This is a genomic window from Agaricicola taiwanensis (assembly GCF_014635245.1).
In the GTDB taxonomy this organism is placed as follows: domain Bacteria; phylum Pseudomonadota; class Alphaproteobacteria; order Rhizobiales; family Methylopilaceae; genus Agaricicola; species Agaricicola taiwanensis.
In genome coordinates this window covers 28,656-50,320 of the sequence record NZ_BMCP01000003.1, presented here as the reverse complement: position 1 = coordinate 50,320, position 21,665 = coordinate 28,656, and the positions used below count along the sequence as shown (strand labels likewise).

Below are 21,665 nucleotides of genomic sequence, written 5' to 3'. Positions count from 1 at the left end.
AGATTTGGTAAAAACAGTTGGAATTTAAAATCATGTTTCGCCACACCAAAGAAGTTCAACAGTCTCATTGAAGAAGACCGGTTCTCTCATGATGCGGTAAAAAATTTTACGGGAGACCCAAAAGACAGCCGTTCACAAGACAGAGCCGACCTACGGCCCGTTCAGTGGAGGGCATGAACATGACAGTTCTGTTAAGAGCACAGCATGGAAACAGCAAAGCGGCCATGCAATCCGCGCCTCCGCCAAGTGCACCGCCTGTCTGCCGCGCATGTCTGCCCCATGCGAGCAGCGGGCGGTGTGTGTCATGACCGCTACCGCGCAACAGCTTGCCGAACAGGTGACCTTTCAGAGCTACGCGAATTGCTATCAGCGCGAAATCGATCCAGGCATCTTTATCGCCCAGAACACACCGGCGGGCTCCGCAGGGGTGGTGGAATGGCCGTTGCCTGCGCTCGGCGGCACCATGCGGGTGGAGGTGCTGTCGCGCTCACTCTGCGGGCCCCAGCGGTTCGGCCGCGCCAGCATCCGCCGGAACGACAGTCTCGACTGGCAGACAGTCGAGCCGCTGAACGCTCTCACGGCACTGGTCCATGAGACATATCGCCAATTCGGACCCGAGCGCGCTAGGACCCTGCGGAGCTGTGAGCTCGAACTGCTCTATCGGGTGTTCGACAGCTATCATTCGCTGGTGCGTTACCTGGAAGCGCATGACCCGGCCGCTTCGGTCGATGATTTCATTTCCGCCGAGCAATCCCTCGTCTTCGGTCATTGGCTGCACCCGACGCCCAAAAGCCGCCAGGGAATGGCTTGCTGGCAGCAGCCGGCCTATGCCCCTGAGCTAAGGGGTCGATTCCAACTCATTTATTTCGCCGCCCGCGCGCCTCTCGTGGCCCATGATTCAGCAGGCCGGCACAACGCGCCGCGGATCGTGTCCGACATGCTTGGGCGGGACCTCGCGGAGTTTCGTCTCGCCGAGGATGAATGTGCCATCCCCATGCACCCGCTGCAGGCCCAGGCGCTTCTGCTGGACCCGGCCATCCGCGGTCTTATGGATGACGGTGCGCTTCGTCTTCTGGGAGCGGCAGGTCCCACCTTTAGCGCCACCTCCTCGGTCCGCACCGTCTACAGCGCGGATGTTCCCTACATGCTGAAGTTTTCCCTGCCGGTGCGCATCACAAATTCCGTGCGGCTCAACCGGCGCCCGGAGCTGGATGCCGGCGTGCTGATGGCACGCCTGTTCCAGCGCACGCGCTTTTGCGATGAACACCCTCAGTTCAAGGTGATCCACGACCCCGCCTACATCACACTGACGCTGCCCGGCCGTCCCGAAAGCGGCTTTGAGGTGATCTTCCGCGACAATCCCTTTGGGCCAGGCCACGAGAAGGAGGGCGTCACCCTCGCCGCCCTCACAGCCGAACCCATGCCTGGTCAGATCTCGCTGATGGAGCGCATCATCCGTGATCTCGCCAGAGGCAGCGGAGCCGGCCTTGCCGATATCTCCCGCCGCTGGTTCGCTGCCTATCTCGACTGTGTGCTCGACCCGTTGATCGGACTTTACGACACCCACGGCGTTGCGCTGGAGGCGCATCAGCAGAACAGCCTGCTCGACGTCAGCCGCGGCTATCCGCGGGCCTATTACTACCGCGACAACCAGGGCTTCTATCTCTCGACGCGCTATCGGCATCATCTCGACGCCTTCATCCCTGAAGCAGCCGCGATCCCGTCGCTCTACTTCGACGATGAGGACATCCAGGACCGCTTCGCCTATTACCTCATCATCAATCAGATCTTCTCGGTCATCAGCCGCATCGGCCACGACGGCCTGATCGCGGAGACCGAACTGATGGGCGTCCTGCGGGATCGGCTTTCGCACTTTGCCAGGACCATGCGCGGCTCCGGGCGTGATTTTGCCCACAACTTCCTGGAACAGCCGACGGTAGCCGCCAAAGGCAACCTGATGACCCGGCTCTTCGACATCGATGAGCTGGAGGCGCAGGACGAAAAGGCCATCTACACGCGCCTGCCGAACCCGCTGTTCGCGCACAGCCGTGCTCCATCCAAGGGAGAAGACGTTGCCGTTGCCTCGTGATCTTCCTGAACGGCCGGACGAACGCGTGCTGCGCCAACTGGTATCAGCGCTCATCTATGAAAAGCTGCTCCGGCCGAAAATCGCCCCTGCGGGACCAGTCCGGCACATGGAATGGGAGCTGGGCGGCCAAACCTATCGCTGCCGCGCCACCATCGGCGCCTTTGGCCGCGTGCGTGTCATCGCCGGCTCCATCGAAGCCCGGGATGAAGATGGCGGCTGGCTGGAGGCTGAACTCGCCGGGCTGGTGAACGGCCTGACGGCCGCCGCGCCGGATCGCGAGCGCCTATTGATCGAGCTTCAGCGCACCGCGGCGCTTTGCGCCTGGAACGACCGTCATCTGCCGCCGCGTTCGCGCCGCTGCATGAGCTTTGCCGACATCGATTGCGCAATCGATGAGGGCCATCCCTATCACCCTTCCTTCAAGGCCCGGATCGGCTTCAACGAGGCGGATCACCGGGCCTATGGTCCCGAGGCGGGCAACAGCTTCCAGCTTGTCTGGCTCGCTGTGCGGCACGATCTGCTGCATCAGGCACTGCCGGCCGGTGAAGCGGAGTTCTGGCACGCAGAGCTTGGCGATCAAAGCTGGCGCATGCTGTCACGACGGCGCGATGCGCTGGAACTGACAACAAGCCATGGATTCCTGCCGCTGCACCCATGGCAGTGGAACGAGCTGAAGCATCAGGCTCTGGCGCCCTACCTTGCCGATGACCGCATCCGCTGCCTGGGCTTTGCCGGCGATCATTATCGGGCGAGCCAGTCGGTGCGCACGCTCTTCAATGCCGAGCACCCCGAACGGGCGAGCGTGAAGCTCGCCATGAACCTCATCAACACCTCGGCCCGCCGGACCATAGAACCCCACTCGGTTGAGATGGCGCCGGTGATCTCGCAATGGCTGTCGGATGTCATCGCGAGCGATCCGCTGTTCAAGGATCGCTATCCCGTGGCCGTGCTGCGGGAATATGCCGGAATCATCGCTGATCGCGACGGTCCGCTGGGCGGCCAGTTGGCTGCCATCTGGCGTGAAAGCGCCGAGACGAAGCTGGGTCCGGGCGAGGCTGCGGTGCCTCTCAACGCGCTGATGGTCATCGAGAAGGACGGCAAGCCCTTGATCGAGGACTGGGTCCTGCGGCACGGCCTCTCCCGCTGGCTGGACCGTTTCCTCGATGTCGCCATCCTGCCCGTCTGGCATCTCCTCGTCAGCCACGGCATCGCAACCGAATGCCATGGCCAGAACATGATCCTCGTCCATCGGGACGGGCTGCCGGTCCGCCTCATCCTCCGCGACTTCCACGAGAGCGTGGAATATGTGCCGGGCTTTCTCGCCGACCCTTCCGCCGCGCCCGATTTCTTGCGTCTCAATCCCGCTTACCGCGACGCCGCGCCCAACCAGTACTACTGGATGGAGACGACCGACTGGCTGCTCGAGCTGACGATGGACTGCCTGTTCATCTTCAATCTCGCCGAGATCTCACATCTTCTGCAGGAATGCTACGGCTTGCCCGAAGAGCACTTCTGGCTGCGGGTGCGCAACCGGCTCTCGCACTACGCCACGGAACACGGCATGGCGGAACGGCAGGCGCGCCTCGATCCCCACCGCGAAGAGATATCCACCGAGGCACTGCTGGCGCGCAAGCTCCGGCCGGCAGCGCCCGACCACCAGCATCGCGTGCCCAACATCCTCGGCACGCCCGCCTTGAAGATTGCGAAGGCCTCATGATCCAGATCGACGACAAGCTTTATGACCGCGTCCATTTCGACAACGCCGCGCTGCGGCTTGCCGGGGAAGTCGGCCTCACCACCGGCACGCGTTACGCCGTCTGTTTCCCTGAAACCGCGGACTGGCTGGCTTTCTTCTTCGCCATCCGGGCGGCGGGCGCCAGCGTCATGCCGATCCATCCGGCGACGCCCTATCCGGCCGCGCGACGTCTGGCGGAAACGGCCGGCTGCCACCGCCTCTTCTATCATAGCCTCGCGGCGGAACAGCTGAACGACGCACCTCCCGTCAAAGGAGAGGGTGAACTCCTGCAGATGAGTTCAGGCACGACAGGCGCCCCCAAATGCGTCGCCCGCACCTGGAGCAGCATCGACCGGGAGATCGACACCTACGTCGCCACCTTCCGCGAACCGAGCGATATGACACCGGTCGTCGCCTGCCCCACCACCCATTCCTATGGTCTCATCTGTGGTCTGTTGGTGGCGCTGAAGCGCGGGCAGGTGCCCGTCGTGGTTAACACGGCCAATCCGAAGTTCGTGCTGAAGGCGCTGCGCGGGGTCGAGCGGCCGCTGCTCTATTCCTCTCCCGCCATCCTGCACACCTTGGCGCGGCTTCTGCCCTCCGGCGAGAGCCTCCATGCCGTCATGACATCAGGCACCCTGCTTCCCTCTGCCTGGTTTGGCGAGATCAGGGCCAAGACCCGGCACATGTTCCAGCAATATGGCTGCTCTGAAGCCGGCTGCATTGCCATCAATCCCGATGTCAGCGCGCCTGAAGACATGGGCTATGTGCTACCCCATCACCGGCTTCAGGCCGGATCAAATGCCGAGACCGCCGACGAGATCATCATCCACACGCCTTCGGCCCCGATCCACACGCGCGATCTCGGCTACGTCAGGCCGGACGGCATGCTCGTCTTCATCTCGCGGCTCGATGACACCATCAATGTTTCAGGCCTCAACGTCTACCCGAAGGACGTCGAGGACGTGGTCATGGCAAAGCCCGGCGTCAGTGACGCGGTCGCCTTCCGCCTGGCCGATCGCTTCGCAGGCGAACGCGTCGGACTTCTCTTCAGCGCCGACAGGCAGATCAGCGCCGAAGAGATCAGGGCTTGGTGCACGGGCAATCTCGCCAGCCATCAGGTGCCTATGGAAGTCATCCAGGTCGGCACCGTGCCGCGTCAGGCAAACGGCAAGATCAGCCGCCGCGAGATCGCCGGGCTCCACGCCGAGGGGCGCCTTGCCCCGGAGCCGGTGGCATGACGAGGGAGCGTGTCATCGAGGCCATCCGCCTGGTCCTCAAGGACCATATGGCCAATCCGCATCTGGCAAAATTCGGCCCCGAGGCCCGGCTCAACGAGGATCTCTACCTCGATTCGGTGCTGGTCCTTCAGGTCTTCCTCAATCTGGAGCTCGAGTTTGGCTTCGCCGCACCTGAGGAGGCTGTGGCCGCCAGCGACATCCAGACCGTCTCCGACATCGCCGACATCATCCTCGGCACCGAGGCTGCTCCAGCACCGGTGGCCGCCGCGCAGGATCTCGCGCCCTCAACAGGCGTCCACGGCGAGGATTATGTGGACCTCAAGATCCACTGCTTCGTCTCCTGCGTCTGCCATGCGCTGAAACAGGCGGGCATCGACCATCGCCCCTTCTATTTCGGGGTCTGGGATGCGGATTTCGCCGTCGATGAGAAGTTCGCGCTCCTCTATCACGCGCCCTCCGTGAGCCATGAGTTCTTCCGTCAGTGGTACCGCCGGCTCTACGGAGTGACGCTGCGCGAATGGTATGATCATGGCCGCAGCAAGGAGGAGAACCTCGATGTCCTTCTCGCCCTGCTCGACGCCCGGAACGAAACCCAGCACATCATGGTGATGCTGGACATGTTCCATCTCCCCGAGCGCGAGAACAAGTTCAACCAGAACCCTTTCCCCCACTACCTGATGGTGGAGACGACCGACGATCCTGCCATCTGGCAGTTGCGCGATCCGGATTTCCGGTGGGAGGGTCTGATCGCACGGGACACCGTGATCAACGCCATCCGGCAACCGACCGTGGCGGGCGGCTACATCTTTGACCGCCGCGAAGCGCAGACAGCCCGGCCGGAAGATGTGAAGGCTTACTTCGAGGCCTGCTTCATCGCCGGCGCCAATCCCCTTGCCGATGCCGTGCGGCGGATCATCCAGACGCATCTCGATGGCCGTGCCGGGGTCAACCTCACCGATCTCGCCCAGGCGTTGCGCGAGCTGCCGGTCATCTCCATCCGCAAATACGCCTATGAGCACGGCTTCGCCTTCTATTGGCGCGCCCTGAAATGGCCGGACCGGGAGTTCCAGTCCTGGTGCGACGAGATCGAAGGTTTGGCGCTGGGGTTCAAGGCCCTGCACTACGCCGTGCTCAAGCTGTCCCAGACGGCGGACAGCAGCCTCGCATCCGCGATCTTCGAGAGCGTCGACAGGCTCGATGCGCTGGAATTCCGCATCAAGGCCTGTCTCGGTGAAGCTCACGCCGCCTGGTGCGCCATGAACGGTCTTGGCGGCCAATCCGACAACCCCATGAGGAGAGCAGGATGAGGATTTCGCTGTGCACCATCACCTTCCGGCACCAGCTCGTCTCGCTGGAGGACATCGCTCTGTGGGCTCGCGCCCACGACTTTCAAGGCATCGAGCTCTGGGGCGTCCATGCCCGCAACCTGGCGGGCCATCCCTGCCTCAACGCTGCCTGGCTGCATGATCTCGGTCTCACGGTCTCGATGGTCAGCGATTATCTGCCAACCGAGGGAGACAAGGCGGTCATCGAGCGGAAGGCGCATGCCCTCTCTCAAACGGCGCGTGACTGGCGGGCGAGGAAGATCCGTACATTCGCCGGCACCAGGGGCAGCCTGGAGACGCGGGACCGGGAACGGGCACGCGTGACGGAGGGGCTCCGGCGCATCTGCCATATCGTCGCCGACGAGGGACAAGAGCTTCTGGTGGAAACCCATCCCAACACGCTCGCCGACTGCGCTGCATCCACCCTGCAGCTGATAACGGAGGTCGATCATCCCGCGCTCAAGATCAACTTCGACGCGCTCCACGTCTGGGAAGGCGGTGATGACCTCGGTGCGGCTCATGAAGCCCTGCTTCCGCACATCCGGCACTATCATCTCAAGAACATCCGGTCGCGGGCCGATCTCGCACTGTTCGAACCCTCCAATGTCTACGCCGCCAGCGGACGGCGCGACGGCATGACCCCCCTGTTCTCCGGCAAGGTCGATTATGTCTCCTTCCTGACGGAGCTTGCCGTCGATCCTGCTGCTGAAGCCTCGCTGGAATGGTTCGGAGACGATGCCTTCGACGTGCTTGCGCGAGATCGAGGCGAGATCGCCAGGGTCATGGTCGGCCGCAGCCTCGGGGTTTCCGAAGCGGTTGTCTGACGGAGCCCGAGGCAGACGGCAATCTTAGTGTCACATGAGCCCGATCCTGCGCCTCACGGCGCCATGTTGCGGTGGCAACTATACTTCCGACAGGGAAGCATCAAGGGGCGCTCAATGAGCCCGGTCAGGAGACCCGATAGCAACGTCTAACCCCTTGAAATGCAAGAGTGCGATCGAAACTATACAGCCCTGCCGTCTCAGGAAAGAAGAACTGGGAACAGACGTCCTTCCCGTCGCGGAAACCGTCACAAATCTGAGATATAAAAGACCTAGGGTCCGGCGCGCTGAGATTTTCCACGCCCTTCAGGAGCCCTACCATGAAAGCCCTGGCCGCCGCCCTGGCGCTGACCACCTGCCTCGCATCGCTTCCGGCTTATGCCGAGTTCAAGCTCGACAGCCGCTATACCGATGCGGACGGTGATCTGATCGCCGATGTTCCGTCCGATGCTTCCCAGCAGATTGATCCAGACACGCTGGTCTTCGCCTACACCCCGGTTGAAGATCCGGCCGTCTATGCCGAGGTCTGGGCAGGCTTCCTGGAGCACCTGGAAAAGGCGACGGGCAAGGACGTTCAGTTCTTCCCGGTTCAGTCCAATGCCGCTCAGATCGAAGCCATGCGCGCTGGCCGTCTGCACATCGCCGGCTTCAACACGGGCGGCAATCCGCTGGCCGTCGCCTGCGCCGGCTTCCGCCCCTTCGCCATGATGGCGTCGAAGGACGACAGATACGGCTACGAGATGGAAATCATCACCTATCCGGGCTCCGGCATCGAGAAGGTGGAAGACATCAAGGGCAAGAAGCTCGCCTTCACCTCCGAAACCTCGAACTCCGGCTACAAGGCGCCCTCCGCGATCCTCGCTTCCGAATTCAAGATGGAAGCCGGCAAGGACTTCGAACCGGTTTTCTCCGGCAAGCATGACAACTCCATTCTCGGCGTTGCCAACAAGGACTACCTGGCCGCTTCGGTCGCCAATTCCGTGAAACAGCGCATGCTGGCGCGCGAAGTGGTCAAGGAGGACCAGCTCAAGGTTCTCTACAAGTCGCAGACCTTCCCGACCACCGGTTACGGCGTCGTCTACAACCTGAAGCCGGAACTCCAGAAGCAGATCCAGGACGCTTTCTTCTCCTTCGACTGGAACGGCTCGAAGCTTCTCGCTGAATTCGGCACCTCCGAGCCGCCGCAGGAGAAGTTCCTGCCGATCACCTTCAAGGAGAACTGGTCTGTCATCCGTCAGATCGATGCGGCAACCGGCGTCTCCTACGACTGCAAGTAAGCATCGGAAGCATGAACAATCATCGGGCGGTCCTGCTCTCTGCAGGGCCGCCACGACTATTTGGAAGGCTAGAGCCATGTTCCGCGTCGAGAACCTGTCGAAACGCTACAAGACGGGCGATCACGCCCTGAAGAATGTGTCATTCAGCATCGACGCCGGACAGGTTGTCGGCCTGATTGGCCCCTCTGGCGCGGGCAAATCCACCTTGATCCGCTGCGTCAACCGGCTGGTCGATCCCACCGAGGGATCGGTTTTCCTGAACGGCCGTCCGATCGCGCGGTCGGGAAGCGAACTGCGTCGTGCTCGCCGCCGCATCGGCATGATCTTTCAGGATTACGCACTGGTGGAACGTTTGACGGTCATGGAGAACGTGCTCTCCGGCCGTCTGGGCTATGTCTCGTTCTGGCGTTCCTTTGCCCGCCGTTTTCCGCAGGCTGACGTGGAAAAGGCCTTTGCGCTGCTCGATCGTGTCAGCCTGTCACAGCACGCCGACAAGCGGGCCGACGCGCTGTCCGGCGGACAGCGCCAGCGCGTCGGCATTGCCCGCGCCCTGGAGCAGGACCCCGAACTTCTTCTGATCGATGAACCGACCGCCTCGCTCGATCCCAAGACCTCTCGCCAGATCATGCGGCTGATCGTCGAGATCTGCCGTGAGCGAGGGCTGCCCGCCATCATCAACATCCATGACGTTGCGCTTGCCCGCATGTTCGTCGATCGCATCATCGGCCTGCGCGCAGGCGAGATCGTCTTCGACGGCACGCCCGATCAGCTCGATCACGCCGCCCTGACCGCGATCTACGGCGAGGAAGACTGGGCCGTGATCCACAACGAAAATGCCGAAGAGATCGAAACGACGCCCCACGTCGTGGAAACGGATCATGCGGTCGCGGGGATGGCATGACCAGCACCACCGTTTCGCCGCGCCGCTGGAAGCGGCCCCCGCTCCTCATCCAGGATCCGACCCTCCGGCTCGTCATTTACGGCGGCTTCGCCGTCTACCTCGTGCTTGCCGTCGCCAGCATCGAGGTGAATTGGACACGCATATTTGAAGGCCTGGAACGCGGCGTGCGCTTTATCCAGGGCTTCCTGGTTCCCGATTTTCTGACACGTGCCCGCGACATCCAGCAAGGCATCATCGAGAGCCTCACGATGACGCTGACGTCGACGGTCGCCGGCATCATCCTGTCCGTACCCATCGGCATCGGCGCCGCGCGCAACCTCGCGCCGGCACCTGTCCACGCCATCTGCCGTTCCATCGTCGCTCTCTCCCGCTCGTTCCAGGAGATCATCGTCGCCATTCTCTGCGTTGCGATGTTCGGCTTCGGCCCGCTTGCCGGCTTCATCACCCTCTCCTTCGCCACCATCGGCTTCCTCGCCAAGCTTCTGGCAGAGGCCATTGAGGACATTGACGAGGGACAGGCGGAAGCCATCCGCTCGACCGGCGCGGGCTGGTGGCAGATCGTCAATTACGGCATCCAGCCCCAGGTCATGCCCAGGCTGATCGGCCTTTCGCTCTATCGCCTCGACATCAATTTCCGCGAAAGCGCGGTGATCGGCATCGTCGGTGCCGGAGGCATCGGCGCGACGCTCAACACGGCGATGGACCGTTATGAGTATGACACGGCCGGCGCGGTGCTGATCATCATCATCCTGGTCGTCATGGCGACCGAATATGCCTCCGGCCACGTTCGAAAGTGGGTGCAGTGATGCCCGTCTCCACGCTCAATGGGCAGCCTGTCTGGCGCCACCGCACTACAACGCGGCAAATGGCCGTCTGGGCCGGCTGGTTCGCGCTCGTCGCCCTCACCGTCTTCTGCTGGCAGGAGATGAACCGCAACACGATGTGGGTGTTCGTTGAAGATGCGCCGCAACAGGCGGCCGACCTGATCACGCGCGCGCTCCCGCCGCGCTGGTCCTATCTGGATCGGCTGTGGTTGCCGCTGTGGGACACGCTGAACATCGCGACGCTCGGCACCCTGCTCGGCACCCTCATGGCCGTACCGGTTGCCTTCCTCGCAGCCCGCAACACCACACCCAGCGCTGCCCTCGTTCGGCCGATTGCGCTGCTGATCATCGTCGCGTCGCGCTCCATCAATTCGCTCATCTGGGCGCTGCTTCTGGTGGCCATCATCGGTCCGGGACTTCTGGCCGGCATCATCGCCATCGCCTTTCGCTCCATCGGCTTCGTCGGCAAGCTGCTCTACGAAGCCATCGAGGAGATCGATCACCGGCAGGTGGAAGCCATCAGCGCCACCGGCGCCTCGCGGATGCAGGTGATGGACTATGCGGTGATTCCTCAGGTGCTGCCGGCCTTCGCGGGCATGACCGTGTTCCGCTGGGACATCAACATCCGCGAATCAACCATCCTTGGTCTCGTCGGCGCCGGCGGCATCGGCGTCCAGCTGGAGTCCTCCCTGGCACGCCTCGCCTGGGCGGAGATCACGGTGATCTTCATCGTCGTGCTGGCAACGGTCGTGGCCTCCGAATGGGTCTCGGCAAAGGTGCGCAAGACGATCATCTGATCGGCAGAGCCTCACGGAGGCTGCCGCGCGATTGGGGGCACACGGCCCGGCCGCCTGGGGGCATGCGGTCGGGCCGTGGCATGTCAGGCCGTCGAGCCGCCGTCCACCGGCAGGGCGACGCCGGTGATGAACGAGGCCTCGTCGGAAATGAGGAACAGCGCCGCATTGGCGATCTCATGTGGCTTACCGTTGCGGCCCATGGGCGTGAGCGCGCCCCGCTTTGCGACAAGATCCTCCACGTCATTGGCGAGGTTCTGATCGGGCCGCGCCACGAAGGAACGCAGCATGGGCGTGTCGACGGGGCCGGGGCAGACGGCATTGCAGCGGATGCCCTCCTTGGCGAAGCGCCGGGCAAGGCCCCGCATGAGACCAAGCACGCCGAACTTTGCCGCTGTGTAGATGGGGCTGTTGGCCGATGCCACGAGCCCGGAGGTCGAGGATGTGAAGAGGATGCTGCCGCCCCCCGCCTCGCGCATGGGCCGGATGGTCGCGGCCGTGGTGTTGAAGACGGAACGCAGGTTGATATCGAGGGCGAGGGCGAAATTCTCCATGTCCTCATCTTCGACCTGTGCCGAGGCCGGATGCCCGACATGGTTCCAGACGAAGTCGAGGCGGCCGAAGCTCTTCAGTGTCTCCTCCACGATGCCGCGTGCGAAGCCATCGTCGCGCAGATCTCCGGACAGTGCGAAGGCCTTGCCTCCCCTCGCACGGATCTGTTCCACGGCAGCCTCTGCCGCCCCATGGTCGCGGTCGACCACGGCAACGGATGCCCCCTCTTCTGCGAAGCGAAGCGCGCCGGCGAGCCCCATTCCCGATGCCGCGGCCGTGATCAGCCCGGCCTTCCCTTGAAGCCTCATTGCATATCCTCCCTGATGATCTGTCTATCGCTCAGATGCCGTCGAACGGGCTCGGCTCCGGCGTCTCGGAGAGATTGACGACGACCGTCTTGACCTCGGTGTAGTGATTGATCACGTCGAGGCCGTTCTCGCGGCCGATCCCGCTCAATTTGTAGCCGCCGTAGGGCAGCATGAAATGGACGGGCCGGTAGGTGTTCACCGACACAAGCCCCGCCTCGATCTGATGGGCGATGCGGTGCGCCCTCGTCACATCCGACGTCCACAGCCCGGCCACCAGGCCGTATTGAGTGTCATTGGCCATGGCGAGGACCTCCTCCTCCGTGTCGAAGGGGATCATCGACAGGACGGGGCCGAACACCTCCTGCTGGGCCAGCGCGGAGCGATTGTCTACATCGGCAAAAACCGTCGGCTGCACATAGTAGCCCCGATCAAGCCCAAGGGGACGTCCACCACCGGCGATCAGCCGCGCGCCCTCCTCCTGTCCGAGGGCGATGAACTTCATGGTCTTCGCCAATTGCTCGGCCGAGGTATGGGGACCGATATGGGTGGCCGGATCCAAGGGAGCGCCGACACGTATTTTGCCGGCTAACGCCGCGATTTGATCCTGGAATCTCTCATAGATCGGCCGCTGCACGAAGAGCCGCGACCCAAGCGAGCAGGATTGGCCGGTCGAGCGGAAGGCGGAATGCATGGCTACCTGGAGGGCACGTTCAAGATCGGCATCCTCGAAGATGATGTGAGGCGATTTTCCTCCGCACTCGAAGGTGCATCGCTTCAGATTGCCGGCGGCCGCCCGCATGATCTGCTGCGCTGTTGAATGCTCGCCGGTGAAGGCGATCTTGTTGACATCGGGATGCGCGGCCAGAGCCGCTCCCACTTCCGCGCCATAGCCTGGTAAAACGCTGACTACACCTTCAGGAAAGCCCGCTTCCTCGATCAGCTTGGCGATCTCCATTGCGGTCACGGAGGTCTGCTCGGCCGGTTTGATGATGATGGCGTTGCCCGCCGCCAGTGCCGGACCGAGCTTCCAGGCATACATGCTGATAGGAGAATTCCAGGGCAGGATCGCCGCCACCACGCCGATGGGCTCGCGGCGGGTATAGGCAAGGGCATCAGGGCGGTAGGGGATCTGCTCTCCGTTGATCTTGTCCGCGGCACCTGCGAAGAAGGTGATCCAGTCTGCCGCACGGTCGATCTCGCCCCGCGTATCGCGAAGCGGTTTGCCGTTGTCCCGGCTTTCAAGCTCTGCAAGCACTGCGGCGTCGCGACGGATGAGATTGGCGAGCTTCGCCAGGAGTTCGCCTCTCCTGGTGGCGGAGAATTTGGACCACGAGCCGCGCAATGCCGCCCGCGCCGCCGCGACGGCCATATCGACTTCCGCCTTCCCGGGAAGAGCGATCTCAGCCCAGACGTACTCGGTCGAGGGGTCGATGGATTTCAGCACTTGGTCGCCCTTGGGAACGACCCACTCGCCGCCGATGAAGACCTTCTCGTAGATGCGCTCGTTCATGCCTGCTTCCTCAATCCGTGCTGTGCATACAGTTTTTTGTAAGCACTGTAGCATCGCGCGAAAGCATGCGGGGCGTTTTTCTGCAATGCAGCCTCGCCGCTCTGTCCGACGCCCGAATATTGAATAAACAGGTCAGCGCCAGGACTATGCATGAAGAACTGCGGAACAAGCGCGGCTACCGCGGAACTTTCAATGTTAAGCCGGCATTTGGGCAGGGATCATATCTGGAGCTGCATTGACAGATGCTGAGCTAAATGGAAATCTCCCCAACGGATCGTCAGCATGGAATGCCTTCGACGATCCCCAGGGGCAACGCTGCCCCCTCATCCCAGAACCTTTTTACGCGAATACCGTTCCAGTCATGGGTCACTGGCACCGAAACGGGAGTACCTGATGCTGCTGAGTTGCGGCGACAGCCTGATCGACTTCATGCCCATGCGAACGGCTGACGGCCGTGAGGCCTTCATACCCGTGGCCGGAGGCTCCTGTCTCAACGTCGCCGTCGCAATGGCCCGCCTAGGCGCGCAGGCCGGCTTTGTCGGCGGCATTTCCACCGACATGTTCGGCGCCATGATTGCGGCCCATGCCGAAGCATCGGGTGTCAGCCTCGCCTGCAGCCTCCGGCCACAGGCGCAAACGACGCTCGCCTTCGTGCGCCTGGCTGATGGAGAGCCGTCCTATGCCTTTTATGACGAGAGCTCGGCCACGCGCCAATGGCGGCACGAGGCTGGAGCCATTCCGTTCGAGCGGGTGGAAGCGCTGCATATCGGCTCCACCTCATTGATCGCCGATCAGGGCCATGCCGAAGGACTGAAGCTGGTGGATGAGGCGAAGGCAAGGTGCATCATTTCCTTCGATCCGAACTGCCGGCCCAATCTCGTTACCGATCTCGATGATTACCGCGGGAAGATGGAAGCCTTCATGGTGAGGGCCGACATCCTCCGATTGTCCGACGTCGATTTTTCCTACCTCTACGGCGATGCTGATGTCGCGACCTTCGCGGCCGGTGCATTGGCGGATGGCGTCTCTCTGATGGTGCTGACCGAGGGCGAAAAAGGCGCCCGCGCCTGGACCAGGACCGGCATGATATCGGTAGAGGCGCTGAGAGTGGACGTGGCGGACACCATCGGCGCCGGCGATACCTTCCAGGGCGCGCTTATGGTGGCGCTTCTGGAAGGCCAGCATCTTAAAGACCGTGAAGCGCTGTCGGCCATGGCCCCCGACGATGTGGAACGATGCCTCCTGTTCGCGGCGAAATGCGCCGCGGTGACCTGCAGCCGCGCCGGTGCCAATCCGCCCTGGCGATACGAGCTTCCCGCCTGACCTGATCAAAGAAAAAGCCGCGGGGCGCTACCCGCGGCTTTCCCGTCAGCATTTGTCTGTCGGCTATTCGGCCGGAGCCGCCACGCCCTCTTTCGCCTCCTCCTTCGCCGAACGGCTGAAGAGTTTCGCGATGAAGACGAAGAACACCGGCACGAAAAACACCGCCAGCACCGTTGCCGAGATCATGCCGCCCAGCACGCCGGTACCGATGGCGTTCTGGCTCGCCGCACTGGCGCCCGTGGCGATCGCCAGCGGCACCACGCCCAGCGTGAAGGCGAGCGAGGTCATCAGGATCGGCCGGAAGCGCAGATGCGCGGCCTCGATGGTCGCCTCCAGGAGAGGTTTGCCCTCGGCTCTGAGGTCTTTGGCGAACTCGATGATCAGGATCGCGTTCTTGGCGGACAGGCCGATGATGGCGATAAGGCCGACGAGGAAATAGACGTCGTTGGGCATCGACCGCATCATGACCGCCAGCACGGACCCGATGACGCCGAGCGGCACCACGAGGATGACCGCGAGCGGGATCGACCAGCTCTCATAGAGCGCGGCCAGCAGCAGGAAAACGAAGACGATACTGAGCGCGATCAGAAGCGGTGCTTGGGCACCCGACTGGATCTCCTGCAGGGATTGGCCGGTCCACTCATAACCGAAGCCCTGCGGCAGTTCACCGGCCAAGCGCTGCATCTCGGCGATGGCGTCACCAGAGGAATAGCCGGGCTTTGCCTCGCCTGAAATACGGATCGACGGATAACCATTGTAGCCGGTGATCTGCGCCGGCCCCTTGATCCACTCGATGGAGGCGAAGGCCGAGAACGGGACCATGCCGCCGCTGGCATTCTTCACATTGAGCTTCAGGAGGTCCGTCGTATGCATCCGCTGGGCCGCGTCCGCCTGCACCATGACCCGCTGCATGCGGCCCGTATTGGGATAGTCGTTGATGTAGGACGAGCCGAGGTTCGTCGTGATGGTGGAGTTGATGTCCGCAAAGGTGACGCCGAAGGTGTTCGCCTTCTCACGATCGATGATGAGCTGCACCTGTGCCGCATCAGGCAGTCCCTCCACGCGCAGCCCGGTCACGACCTCGCTGTTTGCGGCAGCAGCCAGCAACTGGTCGCGCGCGGCCGCCAGCGGGGCCTGGCCCAGACCACCGCGATCCTGGAGGCGGAAGGAGAACCCGCTGGTGGTGCCGAGACCCTGGATCGGCGGAGGCGACAGCGCAAAGGCGCGTGCATCCTTGATCTGCATCAGCTTGCCGTTGATGCGTTGGGCCAGCGCCGCAGCGGAATCCTCCGCCCCACGCTCCTCCCAATCCTTCAGCGTCACGAAGGCAAGGGCCGCGTTCTGCCCGGAGCCGGAGAAGCTGAAACCGGCGATGGCGATGATGCGATCCACCGCCTCCTCATCGAGAACGGCCTTTTCAACCTGCTCGATGACTTCCAGCGTCCGCCGGTCGCTGGCCTCGGGCGGCGCCTGGATATCGACGATCAGGAAGCCCTGATCCTCGTTGGGCAGGAAAGCCGACGGCAGACCCACATAAAGCCAGCCCAGCCCGACCAGCAGCGCCACATAGACGATCATCACCTGGCCGGTGCGCTTCAGGAGCTTGGCAACCCAGCCGCTGTAGCGGCGCGATGTGCGGTCGAAGGTGCGGTTGAACCAGCCGAAGAAGCCCTTCTTCTCGTGATGTCCCTTGATCGGCTTCAGGAAGGTGGCACAGAGCGCCGGTGTCAGCGAGAGCGCCAGGAAGCCCGAGAACAGGATGGACACCACCATGGTCAGGCTGAACTGCTGATAGATGATGCCGACCGCACCGGGAAAGAAGGCCATGGGCACGAAGACGGCTGTCAGCACAAGCGTGATGCCGATGATGGCGCCGGTGATCTGCCCCATGGCTTTCTTGGTGGCCTCGCGAGGTGAGAGCCCCTCCTCCGCCATGATGCGCTCGACGTTCTCCACCACCACGATAGCGTCATCCACCAGGATACCGATCGCCAGCACCATGGCGAACATGGTGAGGACGTTGATGGAGAAGCCCGAGGCCAGCATGATGGCGCAGGTGCCGAGCAGCGCCACCGGCACGACGATCGTCGGGATCAGCGTGTAGCGGAAGTTCTGCAGGAACAGGAACATCACCACGAAGACGAGGCCGACCGCCTCCAGCAGCGTGTGCAGCACCTTTTCGATCGAGACCGCGACGAAGGGCGATGTATCGTATGGGATCTCATATTGAAGCCCCGGCGGGAAGAAGCCGGCCAGTTCTTCCATCTTTGCGCGGACGGCGGCCGAAGTCGACATTGCGTTGCCGGTGGGCGAAAGCTGAACGCCGATGGCGGCGGCGGGCTGCCCATTCAGGCGGCTCGAGAAATTGTAGGACTCACCCCCGACCTCGATCCGTGCGACGTCGCGCAGGCGGACCGAGGAACCATCCGGATTGGCGCGCAGCACGATGGCGCCGAACTCCTCCGGCGAGGCAAGCTGGCCCTGCACCAGGACTGAAGCCGAAATCTGCTGGGTAACGGTGGTCGGCTGCGCACCGATCCGGCCCGCCGCGACCTGGGCGTTCTGCGCCTGGATGGCATTGGTGATGTCACTGGCGGTGAGATTGAGACCCAGCATCTTGTCCGGATCCATCCAGACGCGCATGGAGCGCTGGGTGGCGAAGAGCTGCGCCGAACCCACGCCGGGCACGCGGCGGATCTCGCCAAGCACGTTGCGGCTGATGTAATCGCCGAGACCGACGGCGTCGAGCGACCCATCGGTGGAGACCAGCGCCGCCACCAGGAGAAAGCCGCTGCCGGCCTGCTCGATGCGCATGCCCTGCTGCGCCACGGCCGAGGGAAGGCGCGACTCGATGCGGCTGATGCGGTTCTGCACCTCCACCTGCGCCTCGTTGATAGGCGTTCCCGGCTCGAAGGTGGCATTGATGGAAATCCGGCCGGAGGCGTCGGAGGTCGATTCAAAATAGATCAGCCCGGGAACGCCGTTGAGCTCTTCTTCGATGGGCCGCGTCACCGACTGGTAGATGTCCTCCGGCGAAGCGCCCGGATAATTGGTGCTGATCGAGATCTGCGGCGGCGCGACGTTGGGATATTGCGCGACTGGCAGAAGCGGCAGCGCGATGACGCCGGCAAGCATGATGAAGATGGCAACGACCCAGGCAAAGATCGGCCGGTTGATGAAAAAACTCGGCATGAGGCGCGATCCTTACTGGGTCTTCGTTTCGCTGGCGGCGGAGGCGTCAGCCTGCTGCTGCGTCCACGGCTGAGCATTCACCTCCGCACCGGGACGGATTTTCTGGAAGCCTTCGACCACGACCAGCTCACCGGCCTTCAGCCCTTCATTGATGACCCAGCGATTGCCGAGAATGCGGCCGGTGCTGACATTGCGGAGGCTCGCCTTCTTGTCCTCGCCCACCACATAGACCTGGGCGCGACCGCTGCCGTCACGCTGCACGGCCTGCTGCGGCACGGCGATGGCATTGGGTTCGACGCCCTGTTCGATCAACACGCGCACATACATGCCCGGCAGAAGGTCGCCATCGGGATTGGGGAATTCACCGCGCAGCGTCACCTGCCCCGTGGTGGCATCCACCGCCGCTTCGGAAAACAGCAGGCGGCCCTGATGCTTGTAAGCGGTACCGTCGTCCAGGATGAGCTGTACCTTGGCCTCACCCGGATCAGAGCTGGTGAGCGAGCCTAGCTCCAGAGCGCGGCGCAGCGCCATCAGATCGGATGCTGACTGGGTGAAATCGGCATAGACGGGGTCAAGCTGCTGAATGGTCGCCAGGTTCTCCGCCCCTGCCGAGCTGACGAGGGCACCTTCGGTGATGAGGGCCCGGCCGATGCGGCCGCTGATGGGTGCCTTCACCTCGGAATACTGAAGGTCAAGCTCGGCGGCGGCGAGGCCCGCGCGGGCGGACGCCACATCGGCATCGGCCTGGGCAAGCGCGGCAACGGCACTGTCGAACTGCTGACCGCTGGCGACGTTGCGCTCGCGCAGCTCCGACTGGCGCTGCTGCTGCTGGCGCGCCAGAAGCTGGGTTGCCTCGGCGCGCTGCAGGGTTGCCCGCGCGCTCGCCACCTGCACCCGGAACGGTTCGGGGTCGATGCGGTAAAGCACATCGCCTTCCTTGACGATGCTGCCCTGCTCGAACACGCGTTCGATGATGATGCCGGCAACCCGTGGACGCACCTCGGCGATGCGGGTTGGTGCGATGCGGCCAGGAAGATCATTGGTTAGCGGCAGGGCTTCCGGTGCGATGGTCACCACGCTGACGCCGGGCGGCGGCGCGCCCGCACCGCCTGCCGGCGCCGCTGCCTCGTCGTCAGAACAGGCCGCGAGAAAGGCAAAGGCGCTCGCGGCGAGGAGGACGCGTGTGAGAGATCGAAGAGCCGGCATGGGGTTCAATATCCTGAGTATGAGGCCGCGGAGGCTTTGAAATCGAAAGAAGGAGCGACAGCAACGGCTATCCGTGCGTTGCCTCTGGAGACGGGGGCGGATCGCCCGGGCTCTGATCCACGAGCCAACGGATATCCTTGATGAGCTGATCGCGTTCCGCCTCGGAGCAGCGATGAAGACCAAACCAGTCGAGCAGCTTCATGCCTTCTAGCGCGAAGAAGGCCAGAAGAGCCCCCCGCGGGGTGGCGGATGTCGCGCGAATGTCGCGGACGTGGCTGGCGATCAATTCCTGGACCGGCGCGCGGAGCTCATTGTCCTGCGCCATGGCCGCGATCAGATGGATGGCGACCGCGCGATCCTCATCGGAGACCTCCGACTGGAAGGACGCGATCAAGGCTTCGATGCTGGGATTGGGGCAATCGCCGAGCTTCGAAACCGCGTCTCGCGCGCGTTCGGTGTCGCGCGCGATCCGGCGCTCGATCACAGCCTGAATGAGCTGCTGCTTGGTCTTGCAGTCGTAAAGGACGCTGGCCTTGCTGATCCCGGCTTCATGGGCGACGGCATCGAGCGTCAGCCCGATGGCGCCATCGCGGCTGACCACCTTCTGCGCGGCGTCGAGAACCGCATCGCGATCGATTGTCCTGTTCCGCCCCATGGCGCACCTTTTATATCCAACCGGTCGGATATAAATACCGCGCCGCAGCAAGTCAATGTAAGTGAACCAGAAAATCCTACGAATCTCTAGGCAGTACTGATCACGAGTTTTTGTGCGCAGCGCACAACCAAAGGTTACGACAGCCGCATTCGCAACCGCTTCGCCAGCTCGAGCAGCTGCCGCTCGTTCTCTCTCCGCTCTGATCCGCGGACCTCACCTCATCTGGATGCCGCGCCGGGCGAACGCCCGCTACCGCCGCTCAAGCCGCGCCGAAATAACAAGAACAACCAAAGATTAACTATCCGAAGCATAGAATTCCAACCATCGGCAAACGGAGCTTTGGGTACCGGTCTCCCGCTGGTGAAGCTTGGTTGACCGGCGGGGTGGGAAATCATGTTCAAATCAACAACGCATGAGGAAAGCGCCGCGAAATTGAAGGCTCTGGACCGCGTCCAGGCGGTCATCGAGTTCGACCTCGGCGGACACATTCTGGCTGCCAACGAGAACTTCCTTAAGACGCTCGGGTATGAGGAAGGCGAGATCATTGGCAAACATCACAGCATGTTTGTCGATGATGATTACAAGAACAATCCTGATTACAAGCAGTTCTGGGAGCGGTTGCGCCGCGGTGACTTTCAGGCGGGGCAGTTCAAACGGATAGCCAAGGACGGCCGCGAAGTCTGGATCGAGGCGTCTTATAACCCTATTCTTGGACGCGACGGCAAGCCTTACAAGATCGTCAAATTCGCAACCGATATCACGCGCCAGAAGCATGAAGACGCCGATCGCGCCGGCCAGATCGCCGCCATTCGCAAGGCGCAGGCCGTGATCGAATTCGACCTTGACGGCACTATTCTTGATGCCAATGACAATTTCCTCAATGCGGTGGGCTACGCGCTTGATGACATCAAGGGCCAGCATCATTCGATCTTCGTCGATCCGGCTTACAAGACCAGCAGGGAATATGCCGATTTCTGGGCAGCCCTGAACGCGGGTGAATATCAGGCGGGGCAGTATAAGCGCTTCGGCAGGGAGGGACGCGAGATCTGGATCGAGGCCTCCTACAACCCGATCCTCGATTCGTCGGGCAAGCCTTACAAAGTGGTGAAATTCGCCACCGACATCACCCAGCAAGTCCAGCTCCTGGCAAACCTACGTGTGATGATCGACCAGAATTTCGGCGAGATCGACGAGGCGGTCACGCGTTCTGCCTCGGAATCAGGAGAGGCCATGGACATGGCAACCTCCACCACCGACAACATGCAGGCGGTCGCGGCCGCCTCGGAGGAACTGGCAACCTCGGTATCCGAGATCGCGGCCAGCATGGCAAAATCCCGTGAAGCCACCGACAGCGCCTTCGACCAGGTCACCGTTGTCGGCGACTACACGACCAAGCTGTCCGATGCGGCGAGCAACATGGGCGGTATCGTCGGCCTCATCCAGAACATCGCGGCCCAGATCAACCTTCTGGCTCTCAATGCCACCATTGAATCGGCCCGCGCCGGCGAGGCGGGCCGCGGCTTTGCCGTGGTTGCCCAGGAAGTCAAGAACCTCGCCAATCAGGCGGCCAAGGCAACCGACCAGATCAGCGGCGAGATCTCCGGCCTGCAGATGATTTCCAAGGACGTTGTCACTACGCTGGAGGATATCAAGGCCTCCGTCGGCGTCATGCGCGACGGCGTGGTGACGACGGCCACCGCAATGGAGGAACAGAGCGCCGTCACCCGCGACATGTCTTCAAAGATGCAGGACACCGCCGGCGCGGTCGCGGCCATCACCAGCAACATCACGTCCATTTCGGCTGCCGTGTCGCAGGTCTCCACCGCCGTCAACACCACCCGCGACGCGGCCCGCGTCTTGGCGCGGTGACGCTCGTACCGGCACACAAGCCGAAGCGGTACAAAATGCGGCC

Annotated in this window: 16 protein-coding genes; 11 read left to right on the top strand and 5 right to left on the bottom strand. The window is 62.8% G+C overall.

From position 1 onward, the window contains the following. Positions 1-304: 304 nt before the first annotated feature. The 9 genes from IEV58_RS13660 (at position 305) to phnE (IEV58_RS13620) (ending at position 11,010) form a co-directional block, all read left to right on the top strand. Positions 305-2,089, top strand: coding sequence for an IucA/IucC family protein (locus IEV58_RS13660; RefSeq protein WP_188410358.1), 1,785 nt, complete (start codon positions 305-307; stop codon positions 2,087-2,089). After that, the gene (locus IEV58_RS13655) at positions 2,073-3,806 is read left to right on the top strand and encodes an IucA/IucC family protein (protein WP_188410357.1); all 1,734 of its coding nucleotides are present in this window, start codon (positions 2,073-2,075) and stop codon (positions 3,804-3,806) included. The genes IEV58_RS13660 and IEV58_RS13655 overlap by 17 nt, the downstream gene beginning before the upstream one ends. Continuing rightward, positions 3,803-5,065 (top strand): AMP-binding protein, encoded by a 1,263-nt coding sequence (locus IEV58_RS13650; RefSeq protein WP_188410356.1) that lies wholly within the window; start codon positions 3,803-3,805, stop codon positions 5,063-5,065. Before IEV58_RS13655 ends, IEV58_RS13650 begins: the two co-directional genes overlap by 4 nt. Continuing rightward, complete coding sequence (locus tag IEV58_RS13645; RefSeq protein WP_188410355.1) at positions 5,062-6,372, top strand: DUF6005 family protein; 1,311 nt, start codon at positions 5,062-5,064, stop codon at positions 6,370-6,372. Before IEV58_RS13650 ends, IEV58_RS13645 begins: the two co-directional genes overlap by 4 nt. Beyond that, positions 6,369-7,214, top strand: coding sequence for a sugar phosphate isomerase/epimerase family protein (locus IEV58_RS13640; RefSeq protein WP_188410354.1), 846 nt, complete (start codon positions 6,369-6,371; stop codon positions 7,212-7,214). The genes IEV58_RS13645 and IEV58_RS13640 overlap by 4 nt, the downstream gene beginning before the upstream one ends. A gap of 317 nt (positions 7,215-7,531) precedes the next feature. Next, positions 7,532-8,488, top strand: a complete 957-nt coding sequence (gene phnD, locus IEV58_RS13635) for a phosphate/phosphite/phosphonate ABC transporter substrate-binding protein (protein ID WP_188410353.1) — start codon at positions 7,532-7,534, stop codon at positions 8,486-8,488. A 76-nt stretch (positions 8,489-8,564) separates the two neighbouring features. Next, entirely contained in the window at positions 8,565-9,389 is an 825-nt protein-coding gene (gene phnC / locus IEV58_RS13630; protein WP_188410352.1) for a phosphonate ABC transporter ATP-binding protein, read from the top strand. Continuing rightward, entirely contained in the window at positions 9,386-10,195 is an 810-nt protein-coding gene (gene phnE, locus IEV58_RS13625; protein ID WP_188410351.1) for a phosphonate ABC transporter, permease protein PhnE, read from the top strand. The genes phnC and phnE (IEV58_RS13625) overlap by 4 nt, the downstream gene beginning before the upstream one ends. Further along, on the top strand, positions 10,195-11,010 hold the full coding sequence (gene phnE / locus IEV58_RS13620; protein WP_188410350.1) for a phosphonate ABC transporter, permease protein PhnE: 816 nt from the start codon (positions 10,195-10,197) through the stop codon (positions 11,008-11,010). The genes phnE (IEV58_RS13625) and phnE (IEV58_RS13620) overlap by 1 nt, the downstream gene beginning before the upstream one ends. 83 nt (positions 11,011-11,093) lie before the next feature. On the opposite strand, the gene IEV58_RS13615 is transcribed toward phnE (IEV58_RS13620), so the two are convergent. Further along, positions 11,094-11,867 (bottom strand): SDR family NAD(P)-dependent oxidoreductase, encoded by a 774-nt coding sequence (locus IEV58_RS13615; RefSeq protein ID WP_188410349.1) that lies wholly within the window; start codon positions 11,865-11,867, stop codon positions 11,094-11,096. Between the two features lie 31 nt (positions 11,868-11,898). Continuing rightward, positions 11,899-13,377, bottom strand: a complete 1,479-nt coding sequence (locus IEV58_RS13610) for an aldehyde dehydrogenase (RefSeq protein ID WP_188410348.1) — start codon at positions 13,375-13,377, stop codon at positions 11,899-11,901. Between the two features lie 393 nt (positions 13,378-13,770). Between IEV58_RS13610 and IEV58_RS13605 the strand changes: the two genes are divergently transcribed. Further along, positions 13,771-14,700, top strand: coding sequence for a carbohydrate kinase family protein (locus tag IEV58_RS13605; RefSeq protein WP_188410347.1), 930 nt, complete (start codon positions 13,771-13,773; stop codon positions 14,698-14,700). Positions 14,701-14,763: 63 nt separating this feature from the next. Here IEV58_RS13605 and IEV58_RS13600 read toward each other — a convergent pair whose 3' ends face one another. The 3 genes from IEV58_RS13600 to IEV58_RS13590 all read right to left on the bottom strand — a co-directional run bounded on the left by IEV58_RS13600 (position 14,764) and on the right by IEV58_RS13590 (position 19,753). Then, entirely contained in the window at positions 14,764-17,892 is a 3,129-nt protein-coding gene (locus tag IEV58_RS13600; protein ID WP_188410346.1) for a multidrug efflux RND transporter permease subunit, read from the bottom strand. Positions 17,893-17,904: 12 nt separating this feature from the next. Next, positions 17,905-19,098: an efflux RND transporter periplasmic adaptor subunit gene (locus tag IEV58_RS13595; protein WP_188410345.1), complete on the bottom strand. Its 1,194-nt coding sequence runs from the start codon at positions 19,096-19,098 to the stop codon at positions 17,905-17,907. A 67-nt stretch (positions 19,099-19,165) separates the two neighbouring features. After that, the gene (locus tag IEV58_RS13590) at positions 19,166-19,753 is read right to left on the bottom strand and encodes a TetR/AcrR family transcriptional regulator (protein WP_188410344.1); all 588 of its coding nucleotides are present in this window, start codon (positions 19,751-19,753) and stop codon (positions 19,166-19,168) included. A 393-nt stretch (positions 19,754-20,146) separates the two neighbouring features. Between IEV58_RS13590 and IEV58_RS13585 the strand changes: the two genes are divergently transcribed. Continuing rightward, a complete protein-coding gene (locus tag IEV58_RS13585; RefSeq protein ID WP_188410343.1) occupies positions 20,147-21,622 on the top strand; it encodes a methyl-accepting chemotaxis protein in 1,476 nt (491 codons plus the stop codon). Positions 21,623-21,665 lie beyond the last annotated feature (43 nt).